Here is a 24247-nt window from a genome sequence, read left to right as displayed (position 1 = left end):
GTTAAGTCTATTTTGGATCAGAATCAGATTTCCCTTTTGGCTTTTCCTCAGGACTTATTTCTCCTGGTTTCATGACCTTTTCTCCAATTAGACCCGGAAAGCTTTTCACATAAAGATCCCTTTGAGGAAAAGGAATTTCGATTCCATTTTCTTTAAATGATTTGAAAATTCCACGCATGACCTGATCTCTGATCAATACCCAGATATCCACGTCATTGACCCAAAAGAGCACCCGGAAATTTACCGAATTGTCCCCAAAAGTCTGTAAAAAAACCTTTGGCGAAGGCAAATTCATAATTTCTTCTGCCACCAATTGCTTTTGAATCAGTTCTGTCACCAAATCCATGTCGGAATCATAAGCCACGCCAATTGTCAATTCCACCCTTCGGGATTTATCAGAAAGTGTCCAATTGGTCAAGTGGTGCGCCAAAAGATCACCATTAGGGATTATCACCTCAGCGCCATCCCAATTTCTGATTTTGCTTGCACGGATTCCAATATCCTTGACAACGCCTTCCACAGTCCCTACTTGGATGGTATCTCCAATCTGAATGGGTCTTTCAAAAGCAAGAATAATCCCTGAAACAAGGTTATTAACAATCGTCTGTAATCCAAAACCTATACCAACAGACAAAGCACCAAGTATGATGGTGATTTTATCAATTGGAATGCCTGAGGCAGCGATAGCAATTAGAAATCCTAAAGTAAATACCGCCAATTTGATCAATAGAATGGAAGAGCCCAATCTTTTGCTTCTCTCATTCCCATGCTGCTCATCTTTTATGGAAGCAAAATAGCCAATGGTATTTGCCAGAAAAGAGGACAGATAAATGATCAGAATAAAGACGGCAATCTGAGAATATGTAAAAGAAGCATTGAGGATTTGTCGTGGCTTATCAAAGAAATTAAAAACCATTTCCAAAAAGGTATCCAACAAATGGAGACTTTCTAAGAAATAATACCCCCAAATGATAATAGCAAGGTATGTGAAGAACTTATTTACTCTTTTTTGAATATCATAAAATGCAACAGCAGAAGTAAAACCATCTCCGTTCTTTTTGCTGACTTCAATTTGGATATAGATAATTTCCTTGAGTATGATTACAAAAATTATCAAACTAACGGCATGCAACAAACTGATAGAACCAACAATTCCAATCATTTTTGACAAACTAAACCTTCCAAAGATATTTGTCAAAAAAGAAACCGATTCGAAAATCATATAGATGATCACGATGGTTTTAATATAAGAAGGCAGGTTTTCTTCCTTTTTCTGCTGAAGTTTGATCATTTTCCAACCAAGGATAATCCCTAAAAAATTGAATAATATCAAATGCCATCTTTCCTGATAGGCAACCTCCCAATAAAGGTTGCTGATCACACTTATGAAAAACAGGAAATACACCAATAGCCAGAGTCTGTATGCCTTTGATGACAATCGGCTTCTTAGTAGAATAGTAGCTATAGTGACCAAAATAAACATAAGCAGGGCGAAAAACACTGCCGGCGGATAAGGATAAAAAAATGGAGAAACGGCTAATACAACTACCAAAGCCGCAAGAAAGGGATGCTTGTTTAGGTATTTTAACCTCCCAAATATGATTCCCGAAAACTCTTTTTCAAGCGTTATCTTTTTGATGTTTGAGTTGATGTAGAAATAAAGGAGATAAACCAGACCAAAAAGAAAAAGGGTAAGAGGGATATTCCTAGACAAATAATTCCCAATTATCCACCTATTGATCCTGAGTGCATCAAAAAAAATGTCGACAAGCCTGTCTGTATTTGGAAAATCCTTTGGTTCCCAGATATAATTGTTTTCTTTTTCAAATAGGGTTCTTTCCAATTGGATCCGCGCCTGTCTCAAATCTTCCACCCTCAAATCAATATCATTCAAAATAGTGGAAACTCTTGATTGGATAACTGCAGTCAAAATCCTCTGGGAATTAAGTAAACTGTCCGTTTCATGAACCAAAGTTTTCAATGACTTGATAGAAACCTGATATTCGACAAGCATAGTTGTATCCCTAAAGCTGTATTTGAGCAGGTCATCGTTCTGGATACTGTCCATTTTTTCTTTGAGCCCGACCAATTCTTCCATCCTATCATAAATCACCTTATCCTTATCCCTTATTTTCCTTTCGTTATAAGCCAGTAGGTTTTCTAATGCAGTGAGGTATCTCAGGTTAATCTTAGTATTCTCAGGGGAAAGTGTCTCGGTAATCCTGTCCAAAACTCCCTGGGCATTAGGAACAATCTGCATGATTTCAGTCGTATCAAGTTCTTTTTTCAAAACCTGATTCATGCCATTTAGCGTCGTGGTATATTGTTGGACCTTTTTGATACTTCCTTCCAAAGAAGGTTTTTTGTCTACAACAACTTCCTTCATTTGTTCTTCCAAATTCAGTTCAAGAAGACTGTCGATGGAACTTACAACGGGGATTTCCTGAGCAAATCCAAAATGGGAGGTCAGAAAAACAAAAGCAAAAAGAAAAAAGATTTTATAGCCCATGGGTATATTTTTACAATCTAAATGTAAGGAGATTGGGGAATTCGGCCAAGGTGGGGCACTTTTTCAAATCCTCTCTTTTCATGTATAAGCTAAGATAGGAAAACCTTTTAAAGCAACAAATCGCGTCATAATGACCGAATTAATGAGTAAATTAAAGGAATTAATGTCAAAATGGCTTGATTATTCAGTTGGTACAAAATTTAATAAATGTAACGGTGAGGATAAAATTGATTAAACCAAAAAATATCAAACCATGAAACTCGTAAAATACAACCAACTTGACCCGGCCTATCCGGCTACCTTTAGCACCCTTTTGGATAGATTCTTCAATGACTCTATCGGACAAAACCTCAAGCAGTTTACTCCCGCTGTAGACATCTCTGAAGATGAGAGCAAATATGAGCTCCATGTTTCCGTCCCCGGGATGAAAAAAACAGATTTCAATCTTGATTTGACTGAGGGAAGACTTACTGTATCAGGAGAAAGAAAAATGGAAGAGAAGAAAGAAGGGAAAAATTACCACTCACTTGAAACTCACTATGGTTCTTTTAGCAGGTCATTCTATTTGCCAGATGATGTTAATTCTGACAGCATAGAAGCTGTATATGAAGATGGACTGCTCAAAATCAACCTTCCAAAAGCGGAAAAGAAAGTCAACAAAGCAAAAATCGAAGTAAAATAAGGCAAGTGGGGAAACCCACTTCCTTTTTTTTTGTTGTACAATAGTGGAAACTTTCCACTTCAAATTCTTTTCTGTTAATCCTTGTTAAAAACTTATACCTATTCTATAAATAAGCTTGGTATTTGATAACAGGACAATGTAAATTTCGTGTACAAACCAGAACTTAAACCACTATAAAAATGAATAAAAAGCAGTTTTTCCTGGGAATCATCCTTGCTTCCCTCTTAGGTGGAGTAATTGCTCTTGCGGGGGCAAGCTACCTGATCAAACCAAATTCAGCCTCCAATTTCACAGACAAACAGGACACAAGTTTAGTCAATTGGTTGTCTGATGAAAAATTTAATGTACCTGATGGTATCAATTTCGTCGCCTCAGCAGCTGCTGTCACACCCGCGGTAGTCCATGTTAAAAGCAGCGTCCCTGTTTCCCAAAACCAAAGAGGATCGGATCCATTTGAAGAATTTTTTGGCTTTCGTAATCCAGAAAGGGACATGCAGCCAAGAGAAGGGATGAGTTCCGGATCGGGAGTAATCATATCCGAAGACGGCTATATCGTTACCAATAACCACGTCATCGACAATGCTTCCAAAATCGAGATTTCTTTGGAAGATAATTCAAGATATACTGCCCGTGTCATTGGAACAGATCCTACTACGGATTTGGCTTTGCTGAAAATCGAAGCAAACGGTTTACGGTTTGTAAAGTTTGGTGATTCAGACAAAATGAAAGTAGGTGAATGGGTATTGGCCGTGGGTAATCCATTTGATTTGACTTCTACAGTTACAGCAGGTATTATCAGTGCCAAAGCGAGAAATATCGGCATTTTGAGGAATTTGGAAAACAACCTTCAGATCGAATCATTCCTTCAGACTGATGCAGTTGTCAATCCGGGCAACTCAGGAGGAGCCTTGGTAAATCTTGCCGGAGAACTGATTGGTGTGAATACAGCCATTGCTTCAAGAACAGGAACATTTAACGGTTACGCATTTGCTGTTCCAAGTTCTATTGTCAAAAAAGTAATGGATGACCTTTTGGAATATGGCGCTGTACAGAGAGGCTTATTGGGTGTAAGTATCCAAGATGTATCCCCTGAATTAGAGGATAGAATTTCTGAGAAATTATTCACTTCAAGAGGTGTCTATGTAGCAGGAGTCAATGAAGGCAGTGGCGGTGAAGAGGCAGGGTTAAAACCAGGTGATGTCATCATCGGTATCGATGGTGTTGAAACAAACAATGTCGCAAAGCTTCAGGAAATGGTCGCCAGAAAACGCCCGGGAGATAAAGTAGAAATCAAATACCTGAGAAAAGGAAAAGAAGCAAAAGCTACTGCAACGCTTAAAAACATTTCAGGGGATACAAACATCGTCAAAGTCATTCCCCCAAAAATCGTCAGTTTCAACGGCGTGACTTTTGAAGACATCAAGCCTGCTATGAAAGAAAGACTAAGCATAGAAGGCGGTGCTGGAATCACAGCTGTTGAAGATGAAAATTGGAAAAAATCAGGTGCTAAGCCAGGTTTTATCATCACTTCAGTAATCGGCTCCAACGGAAGAAATAAAATCAGCAATTCTGAACAATTGGTAGATATATTAAAAGACAATATCGGCGAGGAGATCGTAATCCTTGGTCTGTATCCTAATGGTCAGGAATATTATTTTGAAATAAAAGTAGAATAAGGTTAAATGTCGATTTGATTAACAAAGCCGGTCTGAAATTCAGATCGGCTTTTATTTTACCTGAAGGTGCCAAAACACCTCTATGCGAAGTCATATAATTAATTTTAAAAACAAAAAATGAAGTTGGAAGGTCTAGTCAATCATTAGCCCAACTATTAAAGAGAAAAAATCAATGGCAAACTGTGATTTCGGTGGTCAGATTTCCTTCACTGAATACAGGAAGCTTTGGACTGATGAAATTGATTCCCAAGCCCATTCCTCTTACGATAAATAATATCCCGATAAACATGGCGAAATAAGGAAGTGCATTGGTCAATTTGGTTCGTATAGATAGCGAAAGGATTTTTCCTGAAATCATAACCACAATCAGCATAGGTGTTGTCCCCAAACCAAAAAAGAACATATACATCGCCCCTTCAAGCGGACTTTGGAGAGCAAGAGAAGCAATCAAGGCAATATACACCATCCCACAGGGAAGTAATCCATTCAACAATCCGGATGCAAAAAAGGCAGGTGTCCCTCCTTTTTTAAGAAAATAGCCCAACTTGGATTTCAATTTATTTACCCCACCGTATAAACCGGATTGGGTAATAAGTCTCTCAGAACTTTTGTAAAAAAATGCCATCAATAAAATAAGGGAACCCATTACAATGGAAATCCATTGTTGGATTCCTGCCAAAGCAAGGGAAAAACCGATTAGACCGATCAAAGCACCCAAAATAGAATAAGTAACAGTTCGGCCTAGGTTGTAGATGATTTTATTTCGTAAAAATCGGGAGTTGTCTTTGGCAGACACCGCCAAAGCAATGGGTCCACACATGCCCAAGCAGTGAAACGAACCCAAAAACCCCAATAAAAACGCCGTCCAGATCATTTAAATATTGATTTTTTCTTCATGAAAATAATCCACCCCATTTTCAGACCAAGTCAATTTTAATTTCCAATAACCCGGTTTCAAAGTTTTTAAGTCAAAGGCATTTGCATTTTGACCTGTAATTTCAAAGTCAATTTTTTGATCAAGCCTGGCATCCGAGGGCCTGAACAAATGCATGGTTCCTTTTGACCCTGCAGGAAGATGTAAATCCACTTTTTTGAGTTGACCGTCATAATCCAACACCTTGTAATCAAGAGAATTTGCATTGATCATCTTTTCGATTTGATCTTGGTACCTGATCTCTTCTCCATAATAATCTTCGGTGACAAGATGGATATCATCTTGTTTTACACAGATCGTGACTAATCCTACCATTAAACTGATGAAGACAATCAATGTGATTACTATTCCTTTTCCCCAGTTCATATTTTTTTTGGTTAAATGATTATTTGGTTCTTAAGTTTCAAAGTTGAAATGTTGGAAGGTTATTCGGTTATTTGGTTAACTGAGTACTGACTACTGTAAACTGATCACTGATTACTAAAAACCGGCCCAACAAAACTCGTACTGATTTTGTCAATTACCTCACCGTTTTGCATCAGCAGTAAGGTCACATCTTCCTGATTAACAAGCATGTCCTTTTGGTCTTTTACCAAAAAGAACCTTCCGTTAAATTTCGCCTGACCATCCAAAGTCCAGTTTTGGTCTCCGACTACCTCTACGGTATATTTTTCATTTTCAGAAACTAAAGCTACTTTTTGGGCATCAAATGTCTTATTGATAAAACTTACTTCGTAAAGGTTACTGATCTGTCCTGTATCCCGTGCCTGATAAGTCATCCCCCTAAACCTGGTCACAGTCGCTGCCAAATCTTCCCTTGTAGCTATCAATGCGATAAATGCCCCCATCAACACCACCAACATGATTGAATAGACTTTCACCCTCGTGGTAATCAGTTTTTGGGTACGGTGCATCACACTGTTGTCAGAAGCATATCTGATCAAACCCTCCGGCCTATCCACCTTGACCATGACTTCATCACAGATATCGATGCAGGCAGTACAGTTGACGCATTCCATCTGTACACCATTTCGGATATCAATCCCTGTCGGACAAACCTGAACACATAGTCCGCAGTCGATGCAATCACCCTTAGGCGCTTCCTCAACTTTATTTTTTCGGATAGGTCCGCGAGGTTCTCCTCTGACATGGTCATAGGTGACATTGATCGAATTGGCATCCAACAATACCCCCTGTAGCCTTCCATAAGGACATACCACAATACAAGCCTGCTCTCGAAACCAGGAAAAAACAAAAAGAAATATTCCGGTGAATGCCATCAAACCGATGAATCCAGCCATATGGGCTGAAGGTGGCTGACTGACGATTTCCATCACTTGGTCTACCCCTATCAGGTAGGCCATGACCAAATGGGAAATCATCAAAGAAATGATTACGAAAATGGTCATTTTCAGTCCTTTCTTCCAGATTTTCTCACTGTTCCATGGCATCTCATTCAGCTTTCTTTGTTGGTTGGCATCGCCTTCGATGGCATATTCGATTTTGCGGAAAACCATCTCCAAAAACAAAGTCTGAGGACAAGCCCATCCACAAAAAATCCTACCAAACACTGCCGTGAACAGGATTACAAACACAAACAATATCAACAATAAGAAAATCAGCAAATGGGTATCCTGAGGCCAAAATGCAGCACCAAAGATGATGAACTTTCTTTCGAAGATATTAAACAGCATGTAGGGCCTTCCGCCCACTTGGATAAATGGTCCTGCAAATAGTATTGCCAAGAGCACCCATGATAAATAAGTCCTCCATTTATAGAATTTGCCCGATACCTTTTTGGGATAGATCCAGTTTCGCTTTCCCTCTGAACTTACCGACGCGAGTGAATCCCTAAAATGCTCCGGGTCTAAATTTGGATTGATCTTACTCATAATCTTGGAGTTGAAAATTTTAACCCCTGAGAGATAGTCCTCTCAGGGGTTATTACTTATTTGGCTTCTGCTACCGCTTCTACAGCAACAGGGGCTGCGACTGAATCTGCCTTGGCAGGCTCAGCGCCTGCAGGTACATATCTTTCTCCTTCTGCTGCTTTGGGATTGGCAGGGGTGGTTCCTTGGAGTGTCAAGATAAAGCTAGCAACTTGCTGCATTTGTTCAGGACTCAATTGATCTTGCCAAGGAATCATTCCTTTTTCCGGAACACCATATTTGATCACTTTGAAGATATCATTGATTGATCCTCCGTGCTTCCAATACTCATCTGTGAGGTTGGAACCTACGCCTCCACCCCCATCTTGTGCGTGGCAAGCTACACAGTTGGCACTGAAGATACTTAGTCCTGCTGCAATGGCTGCGGGAGTTTCATCAAATACCACAGAATTCTCATCAATGCTACTTACTGCAAGTGCCTTATATTCCTCTATCTGAATAGCCGCAATTCTCTGCTCCTCTGCATATTCTTCGAGTTGGGTTTTGCCCAAGCCCAAAACAGTGAAGTAGGTGAAATAAATCACAGCAAATCCTATGGTGAGGTAGAATACATTGGCCAACCAAGGCGGCATATGGTTATCAAGTTCCACAATACCGTCAAAAGTATGTTCCTTCATGAGTTCTTTCTCTTCTTTACCTCCCACAGGTTTCATTTTTCCTGTGACGTATTTGATCTTAAACTCATCCCACCATGAAGGTTGGTTTGCCATTTCTGGATTTTCTTTTCTGAATACTGCCGTCATAAACGTCATCAGATAAATCATCAATATCAGAAGTAAGACGATGACACCAAGCACTACTCCAAGAATCACAAGAAGCGTGAGTTGGGTACTGTCCATACTTTGAAGGTTGGCAAACCAGGTTGATTCGCTTGTCTGCGCAAATGAAGGAAGTGCTAAAAACATCCCTGCAATCACTAGAAATAAGGATTTAAACTTTTTCATAGCCTTCTAAATTTTGTGGTTTGTCATTGAAAGGCATTTCCTTCATATGGTTGATGTATTTTTTATCCACACTGATCACCCATATAAACATCCCTATAAAGAAAATCACGAAGATCAACAAGGAGATGATGGGGTAGATTTCTATGTTCTCGATGGAACTTAATATGTCCTTTTTCATAGTTCCTGAAATTTATGGGTTAGAGGCTGTTGTTTTTTTGATATCTGTACCCAAGCGTTGGAGATAGGCGATCAATGCGACCATTTCGGATTCAGGCATTACTTCTACACCTGCTGTTTTCAGGTTGGCAGCTATCTTATTGGCTTGTAAAGTCAGGTCTGCATTGGCTTGCTCATCATATCCTTCAGGATAAGGAACACCCAATTTTTGCAAGGTTCTGATTTTGGCAGGAACATCAGAGTGGTCCATGATATTGGTAGACAACCACGGGTATGGAGGCATCAATGAACCCGGCGACATGGATGTAGGATCTACCATGTGGTGGTAATGCCAGCTATCTGGATATTTTCCTCCCTCTCTATGCAAATCCGGACCGGTACGCTTGGAACCCCAAAGGAATGGCCTGTCATAAACAAATTCACCTGCCTTGGAATATTCACCAAATCGTTCTGTCTCCGAACGGAATGGTCTGATCATCTGTGAGTGACAACCCACACAACCATGAGAGATATACAAATCTCTACCCTGAAGCTCAAGAGGAGTATAAGGAGTTACACTTGATATCGTCGGCACATTGGATTTGACCAAGATGGTTGGAATGATCTCTATGGCTCCACCTATCAAGATGGCTATGGTCGCCAAAACTGTAAAGAATACAGGCTTTCTTTCCCAAGCCCTGTGCCAGAATTCTCCCTCAACAGGTACGTGCGGTTTCAATGCTGGTGCTTCATCAGCCTCTTCAGCCATGAATTTACCCTGCTGTGCTGTTTTTACCATATTGTAAACCAACAAGAATGCACCTGCCAAATACAATAGACCACCAAAAGCCCTCAACATATACATAGGTTTGATTTGGATGACAGTCTCCAAGAAGTTTGGATATGCCAATCTACCGGCTTCGGTAAATTCCTTCCACATCAATGACTGAGTCAAAGCTGCGACATACATTGGCAATGCGTAGAATATGATACCAATGGTACCCATCCAAAAGTGGGTGGTGGCAAGTTTTGTTGAATACAGGTTTGTTTTCCACATTTTTGGCCATAACCAATACAACATGGCAAAAGTAAAGAAACCATTCCAGCCCAAACCTCCTATATGCACGTGTGCTACGATCCAGTCAGTGTAGTGAGCTATGGCGTTTACATTTTTCAATGAAAGCAAAGGTCCTTCAAATGTGGACATACCGTATGCTGTGACAGCGACAACCATGAATTTCAAAACAGGATCAACCCTTACTTTGTCCCAGGCACCTCTCAATGTCAAAAGACCATTGACCATACCTCCCCATGAAGGAGCAATCAACATGACTGAGAAAACAGTACCCAATACCTGCGCCCATTCCGGTAATGCCGTATAAAGCAAGTGGTGAGGACCTGCCCAGATGTACAAGAAAATCAATGACCAAAAGTGAACAATGGATAACTTATAAGAATAGACTGGTCTATTGGCTGCTTTGGGCAGATAATAATACATCAATCCCAAGAAAGGCGTGGTCAGGAAGAATGCTACTGCATTGTGTCCGTACCACCACTGAACCAAAGCATCCTGAACACCTGCATAGGCTGAGTAGCTTTTGAAAAAGGATACAGGCAAAGCAAGGGAATTGAAAATATGGAGAACGGCTACTGTAACGAAAGATGCCAAATAGAACCAAATGGCGACGTACATGTGCTTTTCTCTTCTTTTGATCAAGGCACCGATCATATTGGCACCAAAAGCAACCCATACTATGGCTATCAAAATGTCAATCGGCCATTCTAATTCGGCATATTCCTTTGAGGTCGTCAAACCCAGCGGAAGGGTAATAGCCGCCAATAGAATGATCAATTGCCAACCCCAAAAGTGGAACCAGCTAAGGGCTTTGCTCCACATGGGTGTTTTCAATAGTCTAGGCATGGAATAATAAATCCCTGCGAAAATCGCATTTCCTACAAAGGCAAAAATCACCGCATTGGTATGGAGCGGTCTGATTCTTCCAAAAGTGGTGTAGGGATTTCCCAAATTGGCCTCGGGCAAAAACAGCTGGGTGGCTGCTATAACCCCGACCAGCATTCCGACAAGGCCCCAAGCTATGGTGGCGACGCCGAAGTACTTTACGATCTTGTTGTCGTAACTGAACTGTTCAAGTGTTGTTCCTGGCATACTTACTTAGATTTTGTTGATGGTGATGGTTCTTTTTTGTCTTTGGATTTTGTTTCATTATCAAATAGGATCCGGATAGCCGGAGTATGGTTGTCATCAAACTGTCCTCCTTTCATCGCCCTGAAAAACAGGAAAAGAAAAGATCCTGCGAGGATGAGACTGATTGCGATCAATACAAATATGACTTCCATGGTTACCAGATTTTGTCTTTTAAGCCCCTTCTGTAGGCGAGATAATTGGTGGTCAGCGTGGTAAATACAACTACCGAAATACTGCTGATAGGCATCAGGATAGCACAGAATACAGGACTTACCAGTCCTTGTACAGCAAAGTATACCCCGACTATATTATAGGTAAAGCTCAATCCAAAACTGGCTTTGATGATTTTTCTACTGGTTTTTGTAAAATCCAAAAAGGCAGGTAGTTTTTGGATGACTGCTGCATCCATGATGGCATCAGAGGCAGGCGAAAAATTCGTGATTTTGTCTGTCAAGGCAATACCAACTTGGCTCTCTCTCAAAGCGCCGGCATCATTGAGGCCATCTCCTATCATGAGGGTATGGGCGCTGTTTTGATTCAGGTTTTTGATATAGGCAAGTTTGTCACTTGGGCTTTGGTTGAAATTCATCAGTATCTGATTTCCAAAAACCTTGACAAGATTCACCCGCTCATGGTCTTGATCGCCCGAAAGAAAATGAACAGGAAATTTCTCATTGATATCAGAAACCACATTTTCTATACCTTTGCGCAAACCGCTCTGAATGAAAAAATATCCCAGAAGCGTACCTTCCACTGCAAAAAACACGAGATTTCCACCTTCCGGCAATCCTTGTGTCCCAGCTCCGACAAAGTCCGCTGAACCCAACTTTATTTCTTGGGTCTTGTAAATTGTCCTAAGGCCTTTTCCTGAAATCTCCTCAACCTCTCCCAGTTTGATGGCTTTCACTCCATCAAGAGCGGTATTGATGCGGTTGCTGAGGGCATGGGTAGACTGATTTACCAATGATTTGATGATGGACTTGGATTCTGTCGAAAGTGGCTCTCCGAAATATTTGACAGAAGCTTCAGAAGTGGAAGTAAGTGTTCCTGTTTTGTCAAAAACAACTGTATCGACTTTGGCAAGCTTCTCAATGACATGTGAATTTTTGAGAAAGAATTTTCCTTGGCCAAACACCCGAAGGGTATTTCCCAATGTAAATGGAGTGGACATGGCCAAAGCACAGGGGCATGTTATGATCAACACTGAGGTAAAGGCCAAAACCCCCATAGATAGCTGACCTGTAACCCCCCAATATATCAAAGCGCCAAAGGCTATTGCCAAGACAATGAAAGTAAACTTTCCAGAAATCCTGTTTGCCAAAGATTCCAGACTGTTGACTTTTTCTTTATCAAAGGAATCATTGTTCCACAAATCAGTCAAATACCCCTGAGAAGGTGATTTTTGAACCGCCAAAGTCAAAGCCTTTCCTTTTTGTCTTCCACCCGCATAGATCAGCTCACCTTTTCTTTTGGCAACAGGAACTTCCTCTCCGGTAACAAAACTGTAATCAACAAACGCTTCTCCTTCCAATAAAATGCTGTCCGCCGGTATCAGTTCTTCATTTCTGACTTTGATGATATCCCCGACATTCAGCTTGATCAACGGAATGACATCTTCCTCATCTCTTACTATTTTGGTGACGGCTACCGGAAAATAAGATTTGTAGTCCCTGTCAAAGGAAAGTGTGTCGTAGGTCTTTTGCTGGTAATATTTTCCGATCAAAAGGAAGAAAAGCAGTCCACCCATCGTATCCAAATAGCCTTCATTTCCCAACATGAAAATATCGAAAAGACTATAAGTAAATAAGGTGACAATCCCGATGGCTATCGGCACATCCATATTGACTGCCTTATTCCGGATCGAAAGCCATGCTGAACGATAATAATCAGTCGCAGCATAAAAAAATACAGGAAGAGAGAGCATGACGTTCAAATAATTGAAGGTTTTTTTGAACCCTTCTCCCAACAATTCTACTTCTGCAAAATATTCAGGCAAACTGAAAAGCATCATGTTGCCAAAGCAAAATCCGGCAACGGCAAGTTTGTAAATCAGTTTTTTATCAGTGACTACGACTGTCTTTTTGTCGGCATCTGCCAGGTTGATCGTGGGTTCATATCCAATCCGGGAAAGCAGACTGACCAATTCTTTAAGGCTGATTTTGTCTTGGAGGTATTTGACCTGGACTTTCTTTTTGATGAATTCTACCCTTCCGGAAATTATGCCGGGGTGAAGTTTATGGAGGTTTTCAAGAAGCCAGATACAGGAAGCGCAATGGATCAAAGGAATCGAAAAAGTAATATGGGTTTCCTCTGCGTTTTGGAAGTCTACCAACTTCCTGACAATGTCTGCATCATCCAAGTAATCAAATCTGTTATCTCTTCCGGAAACTGATTTTTGGCTTAATCCAGGCTTATCTGCTATTTCATAATAAGTACATAAGTCACTTTCGCTCAACACTTCATAGACCAGTTTGCACCCGGTGCAGCAAAAATCCTTTTCTCCGATATGGAGAATTTCATCTTTGCATTCTTCCCCGCAGTGGTAGCAAGTGGAAGTTTCCCGTCGGATGGATGTATTGACCTGATTTGACATTTCGTACAATTTAGCTAGATAAAACCCTTAAAAACATGACAAAAATCATCTAATTCAATGATTTATAGGGCTAGGTAAAATGACAAACGATCGTACCACATACCGCCTTTGTAAAAATGAAAAAGGACTTTGGCCAGATCGGACTGGTAATTTTTTGTAGTCACCAAAAGTGTACAGTGGTGTTTGACAGCATATGACCAAAAATCACCAATCCTGTTGAAATTAAATTTAATAAAAGAAGTCTCAGCCGTAGAGCCTGTTACTAATTGCACGATCTCTTGCTCTTCTCTCATTTTTGATTTGGGGATAAAGCTTGGAGAAATGATGGTGGCTTTGCTGCTTTTAATGTTATCCTGAAAGAGTTCAATAAAGTTTTTGATTAATCTGGCAGAAGCTGGAGTTCCATCGTAATGAAAAAGCAGGTTTTCAGTGGACATTTCCCTGTCAAAAAGTAGCACCGGGATTCCACATGGCTCATTTTCCAAAGCTTTTGGTTTTTCAAGTCCATGAAGCCAGTCAAGTACTTCCGGTAAATGAGCTGTATAAAGTGTTGGCCCCTGATGAGGATTGCACATCATTCCGGCTCCTCCTTTGGTAAGGTTTACCGGGAATCCCGAAGGTAGTTTTTCACAATAGTGAGACTTTATTATTTCCTCCGGAATTGCAAAATTTACTGTGTTGTCTACTTTCGAAACCATAGCTTTTCCAATCCTAAGCTACAAATCTAAAGTAAGGGTCAAATTTTTAGGGTGACATTAAGTAGGTTCAAACATGATTAAAATCATGTTTTTGGTCAAAAATGATTTTTATAAAATTTTTCTGATCTCAAAGACAATCATAACCATAGGCCTCACATTTTTTATTTCATTGAAAAACAATTACTTCTTGTTCAATTCGGACATATTTTGGATAATAATATGAGAAATCCCAGATTGATTTCCCAAATTAATATATAAAAGAATCAAGCTATGAAACGACTTCTGATTATCCCTCTTCTATTTTGCTCCCTCAGCCTTTTTTCGCAGTCTATCCGATTGTTTGATGGAAAATCTCTGGACGGTTGGTACATGGATATCCCTGACCTTCAAAAAGACAGTAGCAATAGAATTCCCTTTATTGTCAGGAATGGAATGCTCGTGAGCTTGGGAACACCAAACGGACATTTGCTGACTGACAAGGAATTTGAAAATTACAGACTGGAAATCGAATACAGGTTTGCATCTGAACCGGGAAACTGCGGTATTTTGGTCCATGCCTCAGGATCAAGAAATTTATACAATATGTTTCCCAAATCTATCGAAGTGCAGATGATGCATGAAAACGCCGGAGACTTTTGGTGCATCGTAGAAGACATCAAAGTTCCGGATATGGAAGCGCGTCGTGGCCCGAAGGAAAACTGGGGAATCACAGAAGGCAAAGGCAGGCGCATTCTCAATCTGACAGACGGATCAGAAAAGCCATTGGGCGAGTGGAACAAAATGACAATCAAATGTAAGGCTGATACCATTACTGTTTGGCTGAATGGGGATTTGGTAAACCAAGGCTACGGAGCCACTGCAAAGAAGGGAAAAATCGCTCTTCAAGCCGAAGGGGCTGAAGTGGAATTCAGAAGGGTGGAATTGTTTCCATTAGAAAAATGATCATCCATCAAAATAATGCCGTCACCTGCATCCTTCCAATATGAACCAAACGTTCAAGACCTTGTGAATTTCTTCCTTCGTAAACCACATTCATCTGAAGACCCTCTCCTATTTTTTGGAGCCAATTAAATGTCCAGGTCAGGTTATTGCCCGGAGTCAAAGCCTGTAACATTTCGTATCCCGCAGGTGAATTTGGCTGACCGTTGTACTCAATAAAAGTGTATTTGAAATTGGCGTTGATGGTGGTTTTAACAGCCTTTGCAAACCTAAAATCCAGACCCATCTGATGGGTACTTGACCTTTCATCGATTTCTTGGTTTGCGAGATTATGTTTATCAAGGTATTGATATATGACCGTTGACCGGAAAAGACTGCTTGGCTGCCAAGCTAATTCAGGGCCTATTCCCTTTTGCTCAATGAAATAATTTCTGTTGCTCAAAAAATCCGAATTGGCTATTCTGCTTCCTGTCTGAGCCAAGATCCTGAGGTTCAATACTGGACTGAAGTTATACCTCATATTTAATCTCCAATCTTTTTGGATCAGGTCATCAAAACCTCCTGAGAGCAACTGTTTGTTTTGACTATCAAAAAGCGACAAATCAAATCCATACTTGGCAGAAGACCTGTTGAAGAAAAAGGATGATCGGATCACCTGTCTGACAGAAATCAAATCCTCAGGAGAAAACCCGCCAACAAAAGGATTGACCCTATCCCAAAATTCATCGGAGGTGATTTTCTTCTCAATGCTTAGGCTTGTGGTATTTGAAAATTTCTGAAGAAATTGCAGGACCCCTCCGCTAGTTTTCCAGGTATCCGGAAATCTTGCATTGAGTCGGTAATTGAAAATGGTGGTAAACGCCTGTACAAACTCAGACGTGGGAACAAACACCTTGATAAAACTTTTTTCTTCAGGATTGATGGCGATGTAGAATTCATTCAGCTGCTGGATTCCGTCATTGTTATCATCTCTCCATGCGTGGGTTCCTTCCCCGGTCGGGACAGGAAGAAAAATAAATTCACGTCTAAACTCACGCCCATTGCCTAAAGCATAACTGAGCTCATTTCTGAGATTGCCTTTGGCCAGTGTTCCCAAATAATCGACTTTGCTCAGTACAGTGGTTTCTTTTTCTTGATTGAGCCTGAGAAATTCAAGTTCTCTATAGGTAAATGTCGCTGTCAAATCATGGACCCCGAATCTCCTTTTCAATCCAAACATGCCTTGAAATGCCTCCGTATCAGGGGTAATCACGCCATTGACCGGAAATTTATCTTCTCTAATTGAGGCATTCAGAAAGAAAGAGTAGGGCAAGGTATCATTGGATTTGAGGTACACAAGGTGTTCCAAAAAATTCATTGCTGTACTCACCACGGAATCCTTTTCGATATCTCGAACAGCGTTTCTGTCGACCATGATCCTATACCCGGGAACCAAAACTTTGGAGCGGAATTGAAAATCACCGGTATATCTGAGCCAATCCGAATTCAGATTTCGGACATTGGAATTTAACAGGAAAAAACTGTTTTTGACAAAAAACCGCTTTCCTAATTGTTGATCCCATTTTGCAAGATGCTGGGTTCCGGCTAAAACCTGACCTCGATTTCTGAGGTTGAACCGATAGCTGAAGGCATTGTTGAAGTCCTTGACCAATTCAATCTGGGTGTTGAAAATTCTCTCATGACCTGCTTCCATGGCATCTTCCGGATTGAGACTCCAATCCCTGTCAAATTCGATATATCGCAACCGGTCTATAAAGCTGAAATGTGTAGAGTTGTATTCATACTCAGCCAATGCCCTAAATTTATATCCTTTAAAGCCATCCAAAACTCTGTTATCTGACACGATTCCTGATTTGACACCAAAGCCTCGGTTGGTCTCATTATCGATATCAGAAAAGAGGTTTTGGTCTGTATTTGAAAAAGCCATCTCACTGTATACCTGCTCGTAGGCATTGAGTTTTATCCTTGTCCCGGTGGTAAACATCTGTTTTTTATTGGGAGCCGGAAGCGGTGAAAAGATGGAATAATTTCCTTGTGATACTCCATTGACCTTTGATACAAAAGCAAAAACAGGACCATTGGACAATTGGCTTTGCCTGATGTAATCCCCATTTCCTTGGCCAACTTCACTGAATGAGACCACAAAGAAGGCTTCATCAGGATTATTGGAATATTCGAAATATTCAAAAGGCCTTCCTTGGTCATCTATATCGGTAACTTTCCTATACAGGATCCGGTTGGGATCAAATACAACACTATCTACTCTTGGCACAGCTGCAGATTCTACATCATTGCCAACAGATGCCAAAAGCGATTTGTCTTGGTCAGACAGCTCAAAAAACAGCGGTCGGTTTCTATTGTCTTGCTCCCTATATAAATTCATGTAAAAAGAAACCTTATCGGATTCCTGAATATGGTTGGCAGTCAGGATTGACCGTGAATAATTTCGCTCTGCATATTCAAAATCTACCCGGATTCTAGTGTATTGGGTGATCAAAACTTTTGGCGTAAAAGTGATTTCACCCTGATTATAGTCGATGACATAGTCATAATTGAATCCTCTCTGAAGCTGGACACCGTCCAAAAATACCCTTTCAGAATTGGCCATGATGATGACAAATCTTTCATTTTGAGGTCCTTGAATCCTGTATGGACCAAGCGTTCCTTCTGCTACTTCCAAAACAATGGAAGCAAACTTACCCTTTGCAACAGAGGCGGCAGCTTGGGTAGATGCCCGCCACTTATCACCTACCAAATAATTGGTGGTAAATTGGGCTCCCTGCACATTCTTATAGTATCTCAAAAACTCAGATTTTCTCTGTTGCAACACCACATCCCCCGCAGCCAAACTCAGTTTGTCATTGTAAAGCTCCACGAGGATATTGTCAAAATCCTGAACTTGTTGGGTATTTCCTTCCGGCTGAAAAGGCACATTCTGGTCAGTGATACTGGCCCTGATATTCAGGTTTTCGGTAAGCTGGCCACTCATCTGAAGATTCAAAGATGAGTTTACAAACAGGTTTTGGGTATTGCCAAAAGAAATCCCCCGGGTAAGGTTGCCAGATTTGTTCAAATTGGTACTTGGGAATAATTCCTCACGAAAGTCAAATGTTGGAGCTGCCTGAACCCTGTTGTTTCTAAACATGGCTGTCGAATCATAATCTGCCAACAAAGTCCTTTTGGAAGAAGTCTGATTCAGGGCATAAGGAAAAGTTTTGTAACAGATAAGAAGCGAGTCAACCTCAATTTCTCGATCCAATTGGATTTGTAAATTGCCTGTATTGAGATCATAAGTGAAAAGATAATCCTTACCAGACCTATCCTTTATATTGATACTTTCCGTCAAGACACTTAACGAATCCAGCAAAAACGATTTTGAAAATTTTTCGGAGGGAACCCACTTGCAGACTGAATTTTGGGAAAAAACGGAGGTGCTGAATCCCAAATTCAAAATTAGAATCAAGACAAAATACCTTACCCGAATCATACTGTTATGCATATATCCTTGCTAAGGTAATATTTTCATCAAAAAGATGGATAACTCTCAGATTAAAAGCATTTTCTCCGATTTAAAAGCAAAAAATCCAGACAGAACAAGAAACAAACAAGTCGATTTTTTCACTGAACAGGAATTTCCTCCACCAAGTTGAAAGAAAGAAAAAATGATGTTCCTTTACCTTCTTCTGTTTCAAACCATATTTTTCCACCTTCTGTTTCTACCCCTCTTTTTGCAATTGCAAGGCCCAAACCGGAACCCTCTGATTTTGTACTGAAATTTGGCATAAAAATCTTATTTCTCAATTCGACGGGTATGCCCTTGCCGTTATCCTTTATTTCCAATACAACTTGGTCCTCAATAACCCTTAGAAAAACGAGGATTACGGATTTTTTGTGAGGTTCAGTTGCCTGAAATCCATTGATGATCAAGTTGGCAATGATTCTCCCAAATAGCTGTTTGTCGCCCATCACCGGGAGATTGCCTTCTTCGGTAAGATCCCCAAAGATTATTTTTTCGTTTTCCCTGTTTTTAAATAATTCTAATGTTCCCAATACCACCTGTTTGAAATCCATAAGTTCCTTTTTAGGCTTCGGCATTTTTGCAAAACTGGAAAAAGAAGTGGCAATATCACTCAATGTATCTACCTGATGGATCAAAGTTTCCAAGGGCTGTTTGAGTTTTTTGGGATCGTCAAGCTTTCCTTCAGACTGCAACCGCAACAAATGCTGCAATGTAAGCTTCATCGGGGTGAGCGGATTTTTGATTTCATGGGCTACCTGCTTGGCCATTTCTCTCCAAGCGGATTCTTTTTCAGAACTTGCGAGGTCCTTTTTACTGGCTTCCAACTTAAAAAGCATGTTGTTATATTCATTTACCAGCAACCCAATTTCATCATGGGTAGGCCAAAACATAGGTTCATTATTGTCCAGTCCCGTGACTTTTAGTTTTTGGGTAAGTAACTTGAAAGGAAAAGTCAGATTCCTGGAGACAAAATAGGAAATGAATAAAAACACAACAAAAACCAAAACGAATATATTGATGATATTGCTCAATACATCTGCAATCAACAAATCCAACTCAGTCTCCGACTCAAAAAACGGGATAGCAACAATCGCCTGCACTTCCTGACCATCCTTAGACCTGATGGCAGAATATACTGATTTGAAAGTAAGGTTGCCTATCTTCTCTTCCAAGAGCACAAGGTTGTTCTGTCCTTCTACCAATTCAACAATCGCATTTGGATTTATATAATTGGTCAAAACCTTTTTGTCAAAAATGTTGGGTTGAGATGTGCTGACCAATATGCCTTCATTGTTATACAAATTTATATCCGTATTCGCATTCCCGGAAAGGTTGTTTATCGTTTCTAAGATCTCATCTTTTTCCAACAACCCACTGTTCCTCTTTTCGATTACCGGGGAAAGGTTGTCTGTAACAAGTGAGGTTTTTTGAAGGTATTGCCTATGCAGTTCTTCCTGATAGGAGCTGGTAAACAAGCCTACGATGATAATACTGATAATCAGTATTGGGAAAAAGAAGGCGAAATTTAGGTATAATTGAAGCTTTGTGGCATAGTTAAATCTCAAAGATTCGATTTTCTTTGAGAAAGCACCTATGATCAAAGCACCAAGTGTAAATATGATAAAACCTAAAAAGAAAAGAGAAATATCTGCCAAAATGTAATATATAGGATATACAGGAGAGGAAACCACCACTACCTTGTCCTGTTCCTTTACACCGACATGATGGAATTTACCTTTGTAAATTCCTGAACTAAAAAGGATGGATTGGTCCAGTAACTTCTCAATTCCCGCCGCCCGGTAGTTGAATAAACCCACACCGTATTTGAGCTCGCCTTCCTCATAAACAGCATAGTCAAACTTTTTATCGTTCATCCCTGCCATATATTTTTCATCTATAAGAAGCTTTGGAAAAACCGATCCGGGAACAATCCTTAACTGTCTCAGTTCCAAAAATACTGTTCCGATAAACACATCATCCTTATACATCGGGATAAAAGCAAAATATTGATTTCCGTCCCCTTCTGTCCCTTTATGGATAAAATATAAATCTTTGACTGAAGTGGCAAAATCGCTTTTTACAAATTGTATTTCATTTTCCTGCAACGTATTTGAATTATTCCGGTCCAAAAGATTCTCACCGAAATAATTGAAAACCTTCACTTTGAGAACATATTGATCAAAGTAATTGATCATGTGGATTTTCCTGATTTTTTGCTCAATGAGCTCCTTTCTCATCAATAGGTCTGTCATGGAGTTTTTGATAAAAATATCCTGACTGATTCTTTCGATAATATCAGATAGAAAAAACTCCGCGAGGATATCATTTTCTACCAACATTTCGGTTCCAAAACTTGCTTTGGATTTAAAATTCCTATCCAAATAAACCTGATGGGAAGCCACTCCGGTAATTATCGCAGCAATTAGGCAACCAAAGAAAAATGTCAGGAAAGTATTCAATCCAATAGTAAAAATGTATCTGTAAAGGTTAAAGTTGATGACAGCCACCAAAAAAATAAAGTGCGCCAGATAGGCCACCATCAATATCCAATTAAAGTAGGCCAAAACTGCGACTATGGGAACAGAAAAATAAATGATGATGTAAAGCGCCTTAGACTTGTTCAAAGGACTATTGTAAAACACCAGCTCCAAAGCCAAAACTGTAAATAAAAAATACCCCGCTCCACCTAGAAATACGATGGATAAACTGACAACCTTGAACCAATCCAAAGAAGGAAGACTCAATATATTAAGGTCCCATTGGGAATTGCTCAAAATATCAATGTATAAAGCATAAAAAAGGACCAAAAAAAGAGTCGAAAATAAATAAGCGATGATCAAAAACAACCTGCTGTCTTTTTTTATCTTTCTTTTTTCAAGCCAATTTTTAAAATCGTTGCTCGCTATAATTCTCAGAACCATAGCCAAGAGCACAGCTAAGCAGGTTATATTTAGAAAAAGGTCACCAAGACTTGGATTGATCCAAGAAGAAGCATAACCCGATGGATCAAACAACTTGTAGTCAAAATAATCCTTCGGAAACCTGAAGGCGAGCATGAGTGCTCTTATGGTAACCAAAACAGCAGAGGCTGCAATAAATGCTTTTACTTGCTTTCCTTTTCTCCACAATCCCAAAATAAGGTTTCTTGTTACCAATAGGACAAGGAAAAAAAGTGAAAAAAAGAAAATCATCAAAGCGAAACGACTGGAAGGTTCTGTAGGGATTTGATCAGGATCAAAATAAACAGAGAACAAAAACTCACCTTTGGATCCTTTTACATCCAATAATCCCTCTTCCTGAATAGCAGAAATACTCTTAAGGCCACTTGGGAAAATTTCAGAATTGAAACCAGATTCTAGATACTGATTTTGAAAATCTCTTTTAAAATACAGTGGATATAACTGGATGATCCAATATCCTTGATTATTGCGTGAGAACCTTCGTACCTTAGAAAAAAATATCCCCCTTTTATCTTCCATAATTCTTTGATTGGCTTTGGGGTTTATCCAATCAAAATCAGGCATAAATGAAAAATCAGACCAGTATATCAACTTTCCTGATTCACTGAACAGATAATAGGAATGAAATGAATCTATTGTCAGATTGGTAAAAGAAAATTCCTCTTCAGGTCGGTTTTTCAACAAAAGTTGTAGAAAGTCAGCATCAAACTCACCGTCAATTCTTTGGATTTCTTTTGAAATTGGCTTAATCAGTCTTTGCTCTTCATCTCTTTCAGTTAAAAAAAAATTAACCGCCAACAAAACACCCAGACTGATGAGGGTAACAAAAAGTAAAATCGTCCGAGTGTTTCGCATAACCATAAGTTAAGCAAAAAGCAAAATCTGTACCCAGATCTTGGCCATTAATTAAAATTTTTCTCCGTGAAAAAGGAATTTACTTTTTCTTTTTTTTGCATTCCTATACCAAAGGTATCCCAATACGACAGCCAAGGTGTAGGGCATGATCAAAAGGTAGAGGATCCCCATATTCAAACCTGCCCCAATAGTAGTTTCCCCATTGCTTACATTATTTTCAATCCCTGCCCGGCACATGGCACATTGAGCCCAAGTTGAAACATGTGACATCATGAAAAAGAGAAAAACCAAAAGATATCTATAAGTGAGTTTCATATAATTCCAAACGCTAGGTAAAACAAATAAGTTTAGAAGTTATAATATGGACTAATCATTAGATAAACGATCACTCCGGTGACAGTAACATATAGCCATATTGGAAATGCAAACTTAACAACCTTTCTATGTTTTACCCTTTGATCCGTATGACCATAATAGTAGGCCAATAGAATAGGAAATAATGCAACCGCTGCCAATACAATATGGGTGATCAGGATAAAGTAATATACTGGTCTGATCCAACCTTCACCTCCAAATGTAGTGCTTTCTGCTGTTGCATGATAAACAACATAAGAAATCAAGAAAATAGCTCCCAAACCAAATGCAGCGGTCATTGCTGCTCTATGATACTCAATATTCCCTTTTTTGATGAATACCACACCTGCTATCAGTGCCAATGTAGCAGCTGAATTAATGACAGCATTCAAATGGGGAAGAAAATATACCCAATCACTTGCTACGTCTATTTTGGTAGGCATAAACAAAAGGATCGCCACCAAAACAGGTACAATCACCGCTATAATAGAAATCCATCTGATTATTCCTTTCTCGGAATTTACAACACTACTTTGTTCCATGTAATAGAATTTTTGTCTCTAATATCAATTTATCAACGTCTTCGCGGTTTGTTCCACTATAATATCCTCTAATTCTTCCTTGTCCATCTACCAAAACGAATTTGTCACTGTGAACAAACTCTTCAGGCTGACCCTCTCCGTCAATTGTTGGAAGTATAAATCCACAGCGGGCCAGGTTATAAATCAAGGATTTGTCCCCTGTCAAAAAAAACCATTTACCGGCTGTAGCCATATGCGTTTGGGCATATTCAGCTAACACCTCCGGAGTATCATATTCCGGATCTATAGAAATAGAGTAAATCCGGATTTGATCATCATTTCTGAAAGCATCATCAACTCTTTCAAGCTCTGTAGACATGACAGGGCAAATACTTGGGCAGGAAGTAAAGAAAAAATCCACAATGGTAATTTTTTCGGCCATTTCTTTGCTTCCTCGGGATTGGCCATTTTGGTCCAAAAGGGTAAATCCAGGAATATAATGCTGACCTGAATCTGTCATTTTGCATTCACTGAGTGGATCCTCAACTCCATTTTGGAAAAACACCGGAATATCATATTGGTTATTCCCGAAAGTTTTCAAAAACAAAAAAATCACTACGGGAACCAGTAGAATACAAACCAAAACCAAACCCTGAAGAATTCTCAATCTTTTCATTATTGTTTTTTTACTTAAACAAAAAAAGAGGTTGAAGTTCCCACTCCAACCTTCTTTTTTTGAATTATTTTTAAT

General features: G+C 39.7%; 18 protein-coding genes. 3 read left to right on the top strand and 15 right to left on the bottom strand.

All coding sequences use genetic code 11. From position 1 onward, the window contains the following. Window positions 1-7: 7 nt before the first annotated feature. Complete coding sequence (locus NU887_RS15215; protein WP_258424234.1) at window positions 8-2509, bottom strand: mechanosensitive ion channel family protein; 2502 nt, start codon at window positions 2507-2509, stop codon at window positions 8-10. 253 nt (window positions 2510-2762) lie between these two features. On the opposite strand from NU887_RS15215, the gene NU887_RS15210 reads away from it, so the two are divergent. Together NU887_RS15210 and NU887_RS15205 are read left to right on the top strand one after the other, a co-directional pair. After that, entirely contained in the window at window positions 2763-3191 is a 429-nt protein-coding gene (locus tag NU887_RS15210) for an Hsp20/alpha crystallin family protein (RefSeq protein WP_258424233.1), read from the top strand. Window positions 3192-3370: 179 nt separating this feature from the next. Continuing rightward, the gene (locus tag NU887_RS15205; RefSeq protein WP_258424232.1) at window positions 3371-4867 is read left to right on the top strand and encodes a trypsin-like peptidase domain-containing protein; all 1497 of its coding nucleotides are present in this window, start codon (window positions 3371-3373) and stop codon (window positions 4865-4867) included. A 169-nt stretch (window positions 4868-5036) separates the two neighbouring features. On the opposite strand, the gene NU887_RS15200 is transcribed toward NU887_RS15205, so the two are convergent. From NU887_RS15200 to NU887_RS15160, 9 genes are all read right to left on the bottom strand, one after another. Continuing rightward, on the bottom strand, window positions 5037-5741 hold the full coding sequence (locus NU887_RS15200) for a sulfite exporter TauE/SafE family protein (RefSeq protein WP_258424231.1): 705 nt from the start codon (window positions 5739-5741) through the stop codon (window positions 5037-5039). Continuing rightward, window positions 5742-6167 carry a FixH family protein gene (locus NU887_RS15195; protein WP_258424230.1) on the bottom strand — a complete coding sequence of 142 codons (426 nt, stop codon included), beginning with the start codon at window positions 6165-6167 and terminating at the stop codon, window positions 5742-5744. Between the two features lie 104 nt (window positions 6168-6271). Next, complete coding sequence (ccoG, locus tag NU887_RS15190; protein WP_258424229.1) at window positions 6272-7693, bottom strand: cytochrome c oxidase accessory protein CcoG; 1422 nt, start codon at window positions 7691-7693, stop codon at window positions 6272-6274. Between the two features lie 56 nt (window positions 7694-7749). Further along, window positions 7750-8694, bottom strand: coding sequence for a cbb3-type cytochrome c oxidase N-terminal domain-containing protein (locus NU887_RS15185; protein WP_258424228.1), 945 nt, complete (start codon window positions 8692-8694; stop codon window positions 7750-7752). Then, window positions 8681-8872, bottom strand: coding sequence for a cbb3-type cytochrome c oxidase subunit 3 (locus tag NU887_RS15180; RefSeq protein WP_258424227.1), 192 nt, complete (start codon window positions 8870-8872; stop codon window positions 8681-8683). The genes NU887_RS15185 and NU887_RS15180 overlap by 14 nt, the downstream gene beginning before the upstream one ends. 12 nt (window positions 8873-8884) lie before the next feature. Next, window positions 8885-11017, bottom strand: a complete 2133-nt coding sequence (gene ccoN, locus NU887_RS15175; protein ID WP_258424226.1) for a cytochrome-c oxidase, cbb3-type subunit I — start codon at window positions 11015-11017, stop codon at window positions 8885-8887. 2 nt (window positions 11018-11019) lie between these two features. Next, window positions 11020-11208: a cbb3-type cytochrome oxidase assembly protein CcoS gene (gene ccoS, locus NU887_RS15170; RefSeq protein ID WP_258424225.1), complete on the bottom strand. Its 189-nt coding sequence runs from the start codon at window positions 11206-11208 to the stop codon at window positions 11020-11022. A 2-nt stretch (window positions 11209-11210) separates the two neighbouring features. After that, entirely contained in the window at window positions 11211-13649 is a 2439-nt protein-coding gene (locus NU887_RS15165; RefSeq protein WP_258424224.1) for a heavy metal translocating P-type ATPase, read from the bottom strand. Window positions 13650-13711: 62 nt separating this feature from the next. Beyond that, on the bottom strand, window positions 13712-14347 hold the full coding sequence (locus NU887_RS15160) for a hypothetical protein (protein WP_258424223.1): 636 nt from the start codon (window positions 14345-14347) through the stop codon (window positions 13712-13714). A 270-nt stretch (window positions 14348-14617) separates the two neighbouring features. On the opposite strand from NU887_RS15160, the gene NU887_RS15155 reads away from it, so the two are divergent. Then, on the top strand, window positions 14618-15289 hold the full coding sequence (locus NU887_RS15155) for a 3-keto-disaccharide hydrolase (RefSeq protein WP_258424222.1): 672 nt from the start codon (window positions 14618-14620) through the stop codon (window positions 15287-15289). 7 nt (window positions 15290-15296) lie between these two features. Here the strand turns inward: NU887_RS15155 and NU887_RS15150 are convergent, their stop codons facing one another. The 5 genes from NU887_RS15150 to NU887_RS15130 form a co-directional block, all read right to left on the bottom strand. Beyond that, window positions 15297-18773: a hypothetical protein gene (locus NU887_RS15150; protein ID WP_258424320.1), complete on the bottom strand. Its 3477-nt coding sequence runs from the start codon at window positions 18771-18773 to the stop codon at window positions 15297-15299. A 131-nt stretch (window positions 18774-18904) separates the two neighbouring features. Then, the gene (locus NU887_RS15145; protein WP_258424221.1) at window positions 18905-22621 is read right to left on the bottom strand and encodes an ATP-binding protein; all 3717 of its coding nucleotides are present in this window, start codon (window positions 22619-22621) and stop codon (window positions 18905-18907) included. Between the two features lie 51 nt (window positions 22622-22672). Then, a complete protein-coding gene (locus tag NU887_RS15140) occupies window positions 22673-22936 on the bottom strand; it encodes a hypothetical protein (protein ID WP_258424220.1) in 264 nt (87 codons plus the stop codon). 32 nt (window positions 22937-22968) lie between these two features. Beyond that, window positions 22969-23517, bottom strand: a complete 549-nt coding sequence (locus NU887_RS15135) for a DUF420 domain-containing protein (protein WP_258424219.1) — start codon at window positions 23515-23517, stop codon at window positions 22969-22971. Continuing rightward, window positions 23504-24172, bottom strand: a complete 669-nt coding sequence (locus NU887_RS15130; protein WP_258424218.1) for an SCO family protein — start codon at window positions 24170-24172, stop codon at window positions 23504-23506. Before NU887_RS15130 ends, NU887_RS15135 begins: the two co-directional genes overlap by 14 nt. Between the last annotated feature and the right edge of the window lie 75 nt (window positions 24173-24247).

Origin of the sequence: Aquiflexum gelatinilyticum (genome assembly GCF_024741135.1) — a bacterium.
GTDB classification, from domain to species: domain Bacteria; phylum Bacteroidota; class Bacteroidia; order Cytophagales; family Cyclobacteriaceae; genus Cognataquiflexum; species Cognataquiflexum gelatinilyticum.
This window is presented reverse-complemented; position numbering and strand designations above follow the sequence as displayed.

Bases quoted from the DNA above. Each gene is read 5' to 3' on its own strand.
- NU887_RS15215 (WP_258424234.1), bottom strand. From the start codon at position 2,509: ATGGGCTATAAAATCTTTTTTCTTTTTGCTTTTGTTTTTCTGACCTCC.
- NU887_RS15210 (WP_258424233.1), top strand. From the start codon at position 2,763: ATGAAACTCGTAAAATACAACCAACTTGACCCGGCCTATCCGGCTACC.
- NU887_RS15205 (WP_258424232.1), top strand. From the start codon at position 3,371: ATGAATAAAAAGCAGTTTTTCCTGGGAATCATCCTTGCTTCCCTCTTA.
- NU887_RS15200 (WP_258424231.1), bottom strand. From the start codon at position 5,741: ATGATCTGGACGGCGTTTTTATTGGGGTTTTTGGGTTCGTTTCACTGC.
- NU887_RS15195 (WP_258424230.1), bottom strand. From the start codon at position 6,167: ATGAACTGGGGAAAAGGAATAGTAATCACATTGATTGTCTTCATCAGT.
- ccoG (WP_258424229.1), bottom strand. From the start codon at position 7,693: ATGAGTAAGATCAATCCAAATTTAGACCCGGAGCATTTTAGGGATTCA.
- NU887_RS15185 (WP_258424228.1), bottom strand. From the start codon at position 8,694: ATGAAAAAGTTTAAATCCTTATTTCTAGTGATTGCAGGGATGTTTTTA.
- NU887_RS15180 (WP_258424227.1), bottom strand. From the start codon at position 8,872: ATGAAAAAGGACATATTAAGTTCCATCGAGAACATAGAAATCTACCCC.
- ccoN (WP_258424226.1), bottom strand. From the start codon at position 11,017: ATGCCAGGAACAACACTTGAACAGTTCAGTTACGACAACAAGATCGTA.
- ccoS (WP_258424225.1), bottom strand. From the start codon at position 11,208: ATGGAAGTCATATTTGTATTGATCGCAATCAGTCTCATCCTCGCAGGA.
- NU887_RS15165 (WP_258424224.1), bottom strand. From the start codon at position 13,649: ATGTCAAATCAGGTCAATACATCCATCCGACGGGAAACTTCCACTTGC.
- NU887_RS15160 (WP_258424223.1), bottom strand. From the start codon at position 14,347: ATGGTTTCGAAAGTAGACAACACAGTAAATTTTGCAATTCCGGAGGAA.
- NU887_RS15155 (WP_258424222.1), top strand. From the start codon at position 14,618: ATGAAACGACTTCTGATTATCCCTCTTCTATTTTGCTCCCTCAGCCTT.
- NU887_RS15150 (WP_258424320.1), bottom strand. From the start codon at position 18,773: ATGATTCGGGTAAGGTATTTTGTCTTGATTCTAATTTTGAATTTGGGA.
- NU887_RS15145 (WP_258424221.1), bottom strand. From the start codon at position 22,621: ATGCGAAACACTCGGACGATTTTACTTTTTGTTACCCTCATCAGTCTG.
- NU887_RS15140 (WP_258424220.1), bottom strand. From the start codon at position 22,936: ATGAAACTCACTTATAGATATCTTTTGGTTTTTCTCTTTTTCATGATG.
- NU887_RS15135 (WP_258424219.1), bottom strand. From the start codon at position 23,517: ATGGAACAAAGTAGTGTTGTAAATTCCGAGAAAGGAATAATCAGATGG.
- NU887_RS15130 (WP_258424218.1), bottom strand. From the start codon at position 24,172: ATGAAAAGATTGAGAATTCTTCAGGGTTTGGTTTTGGTTTGTATTCTA.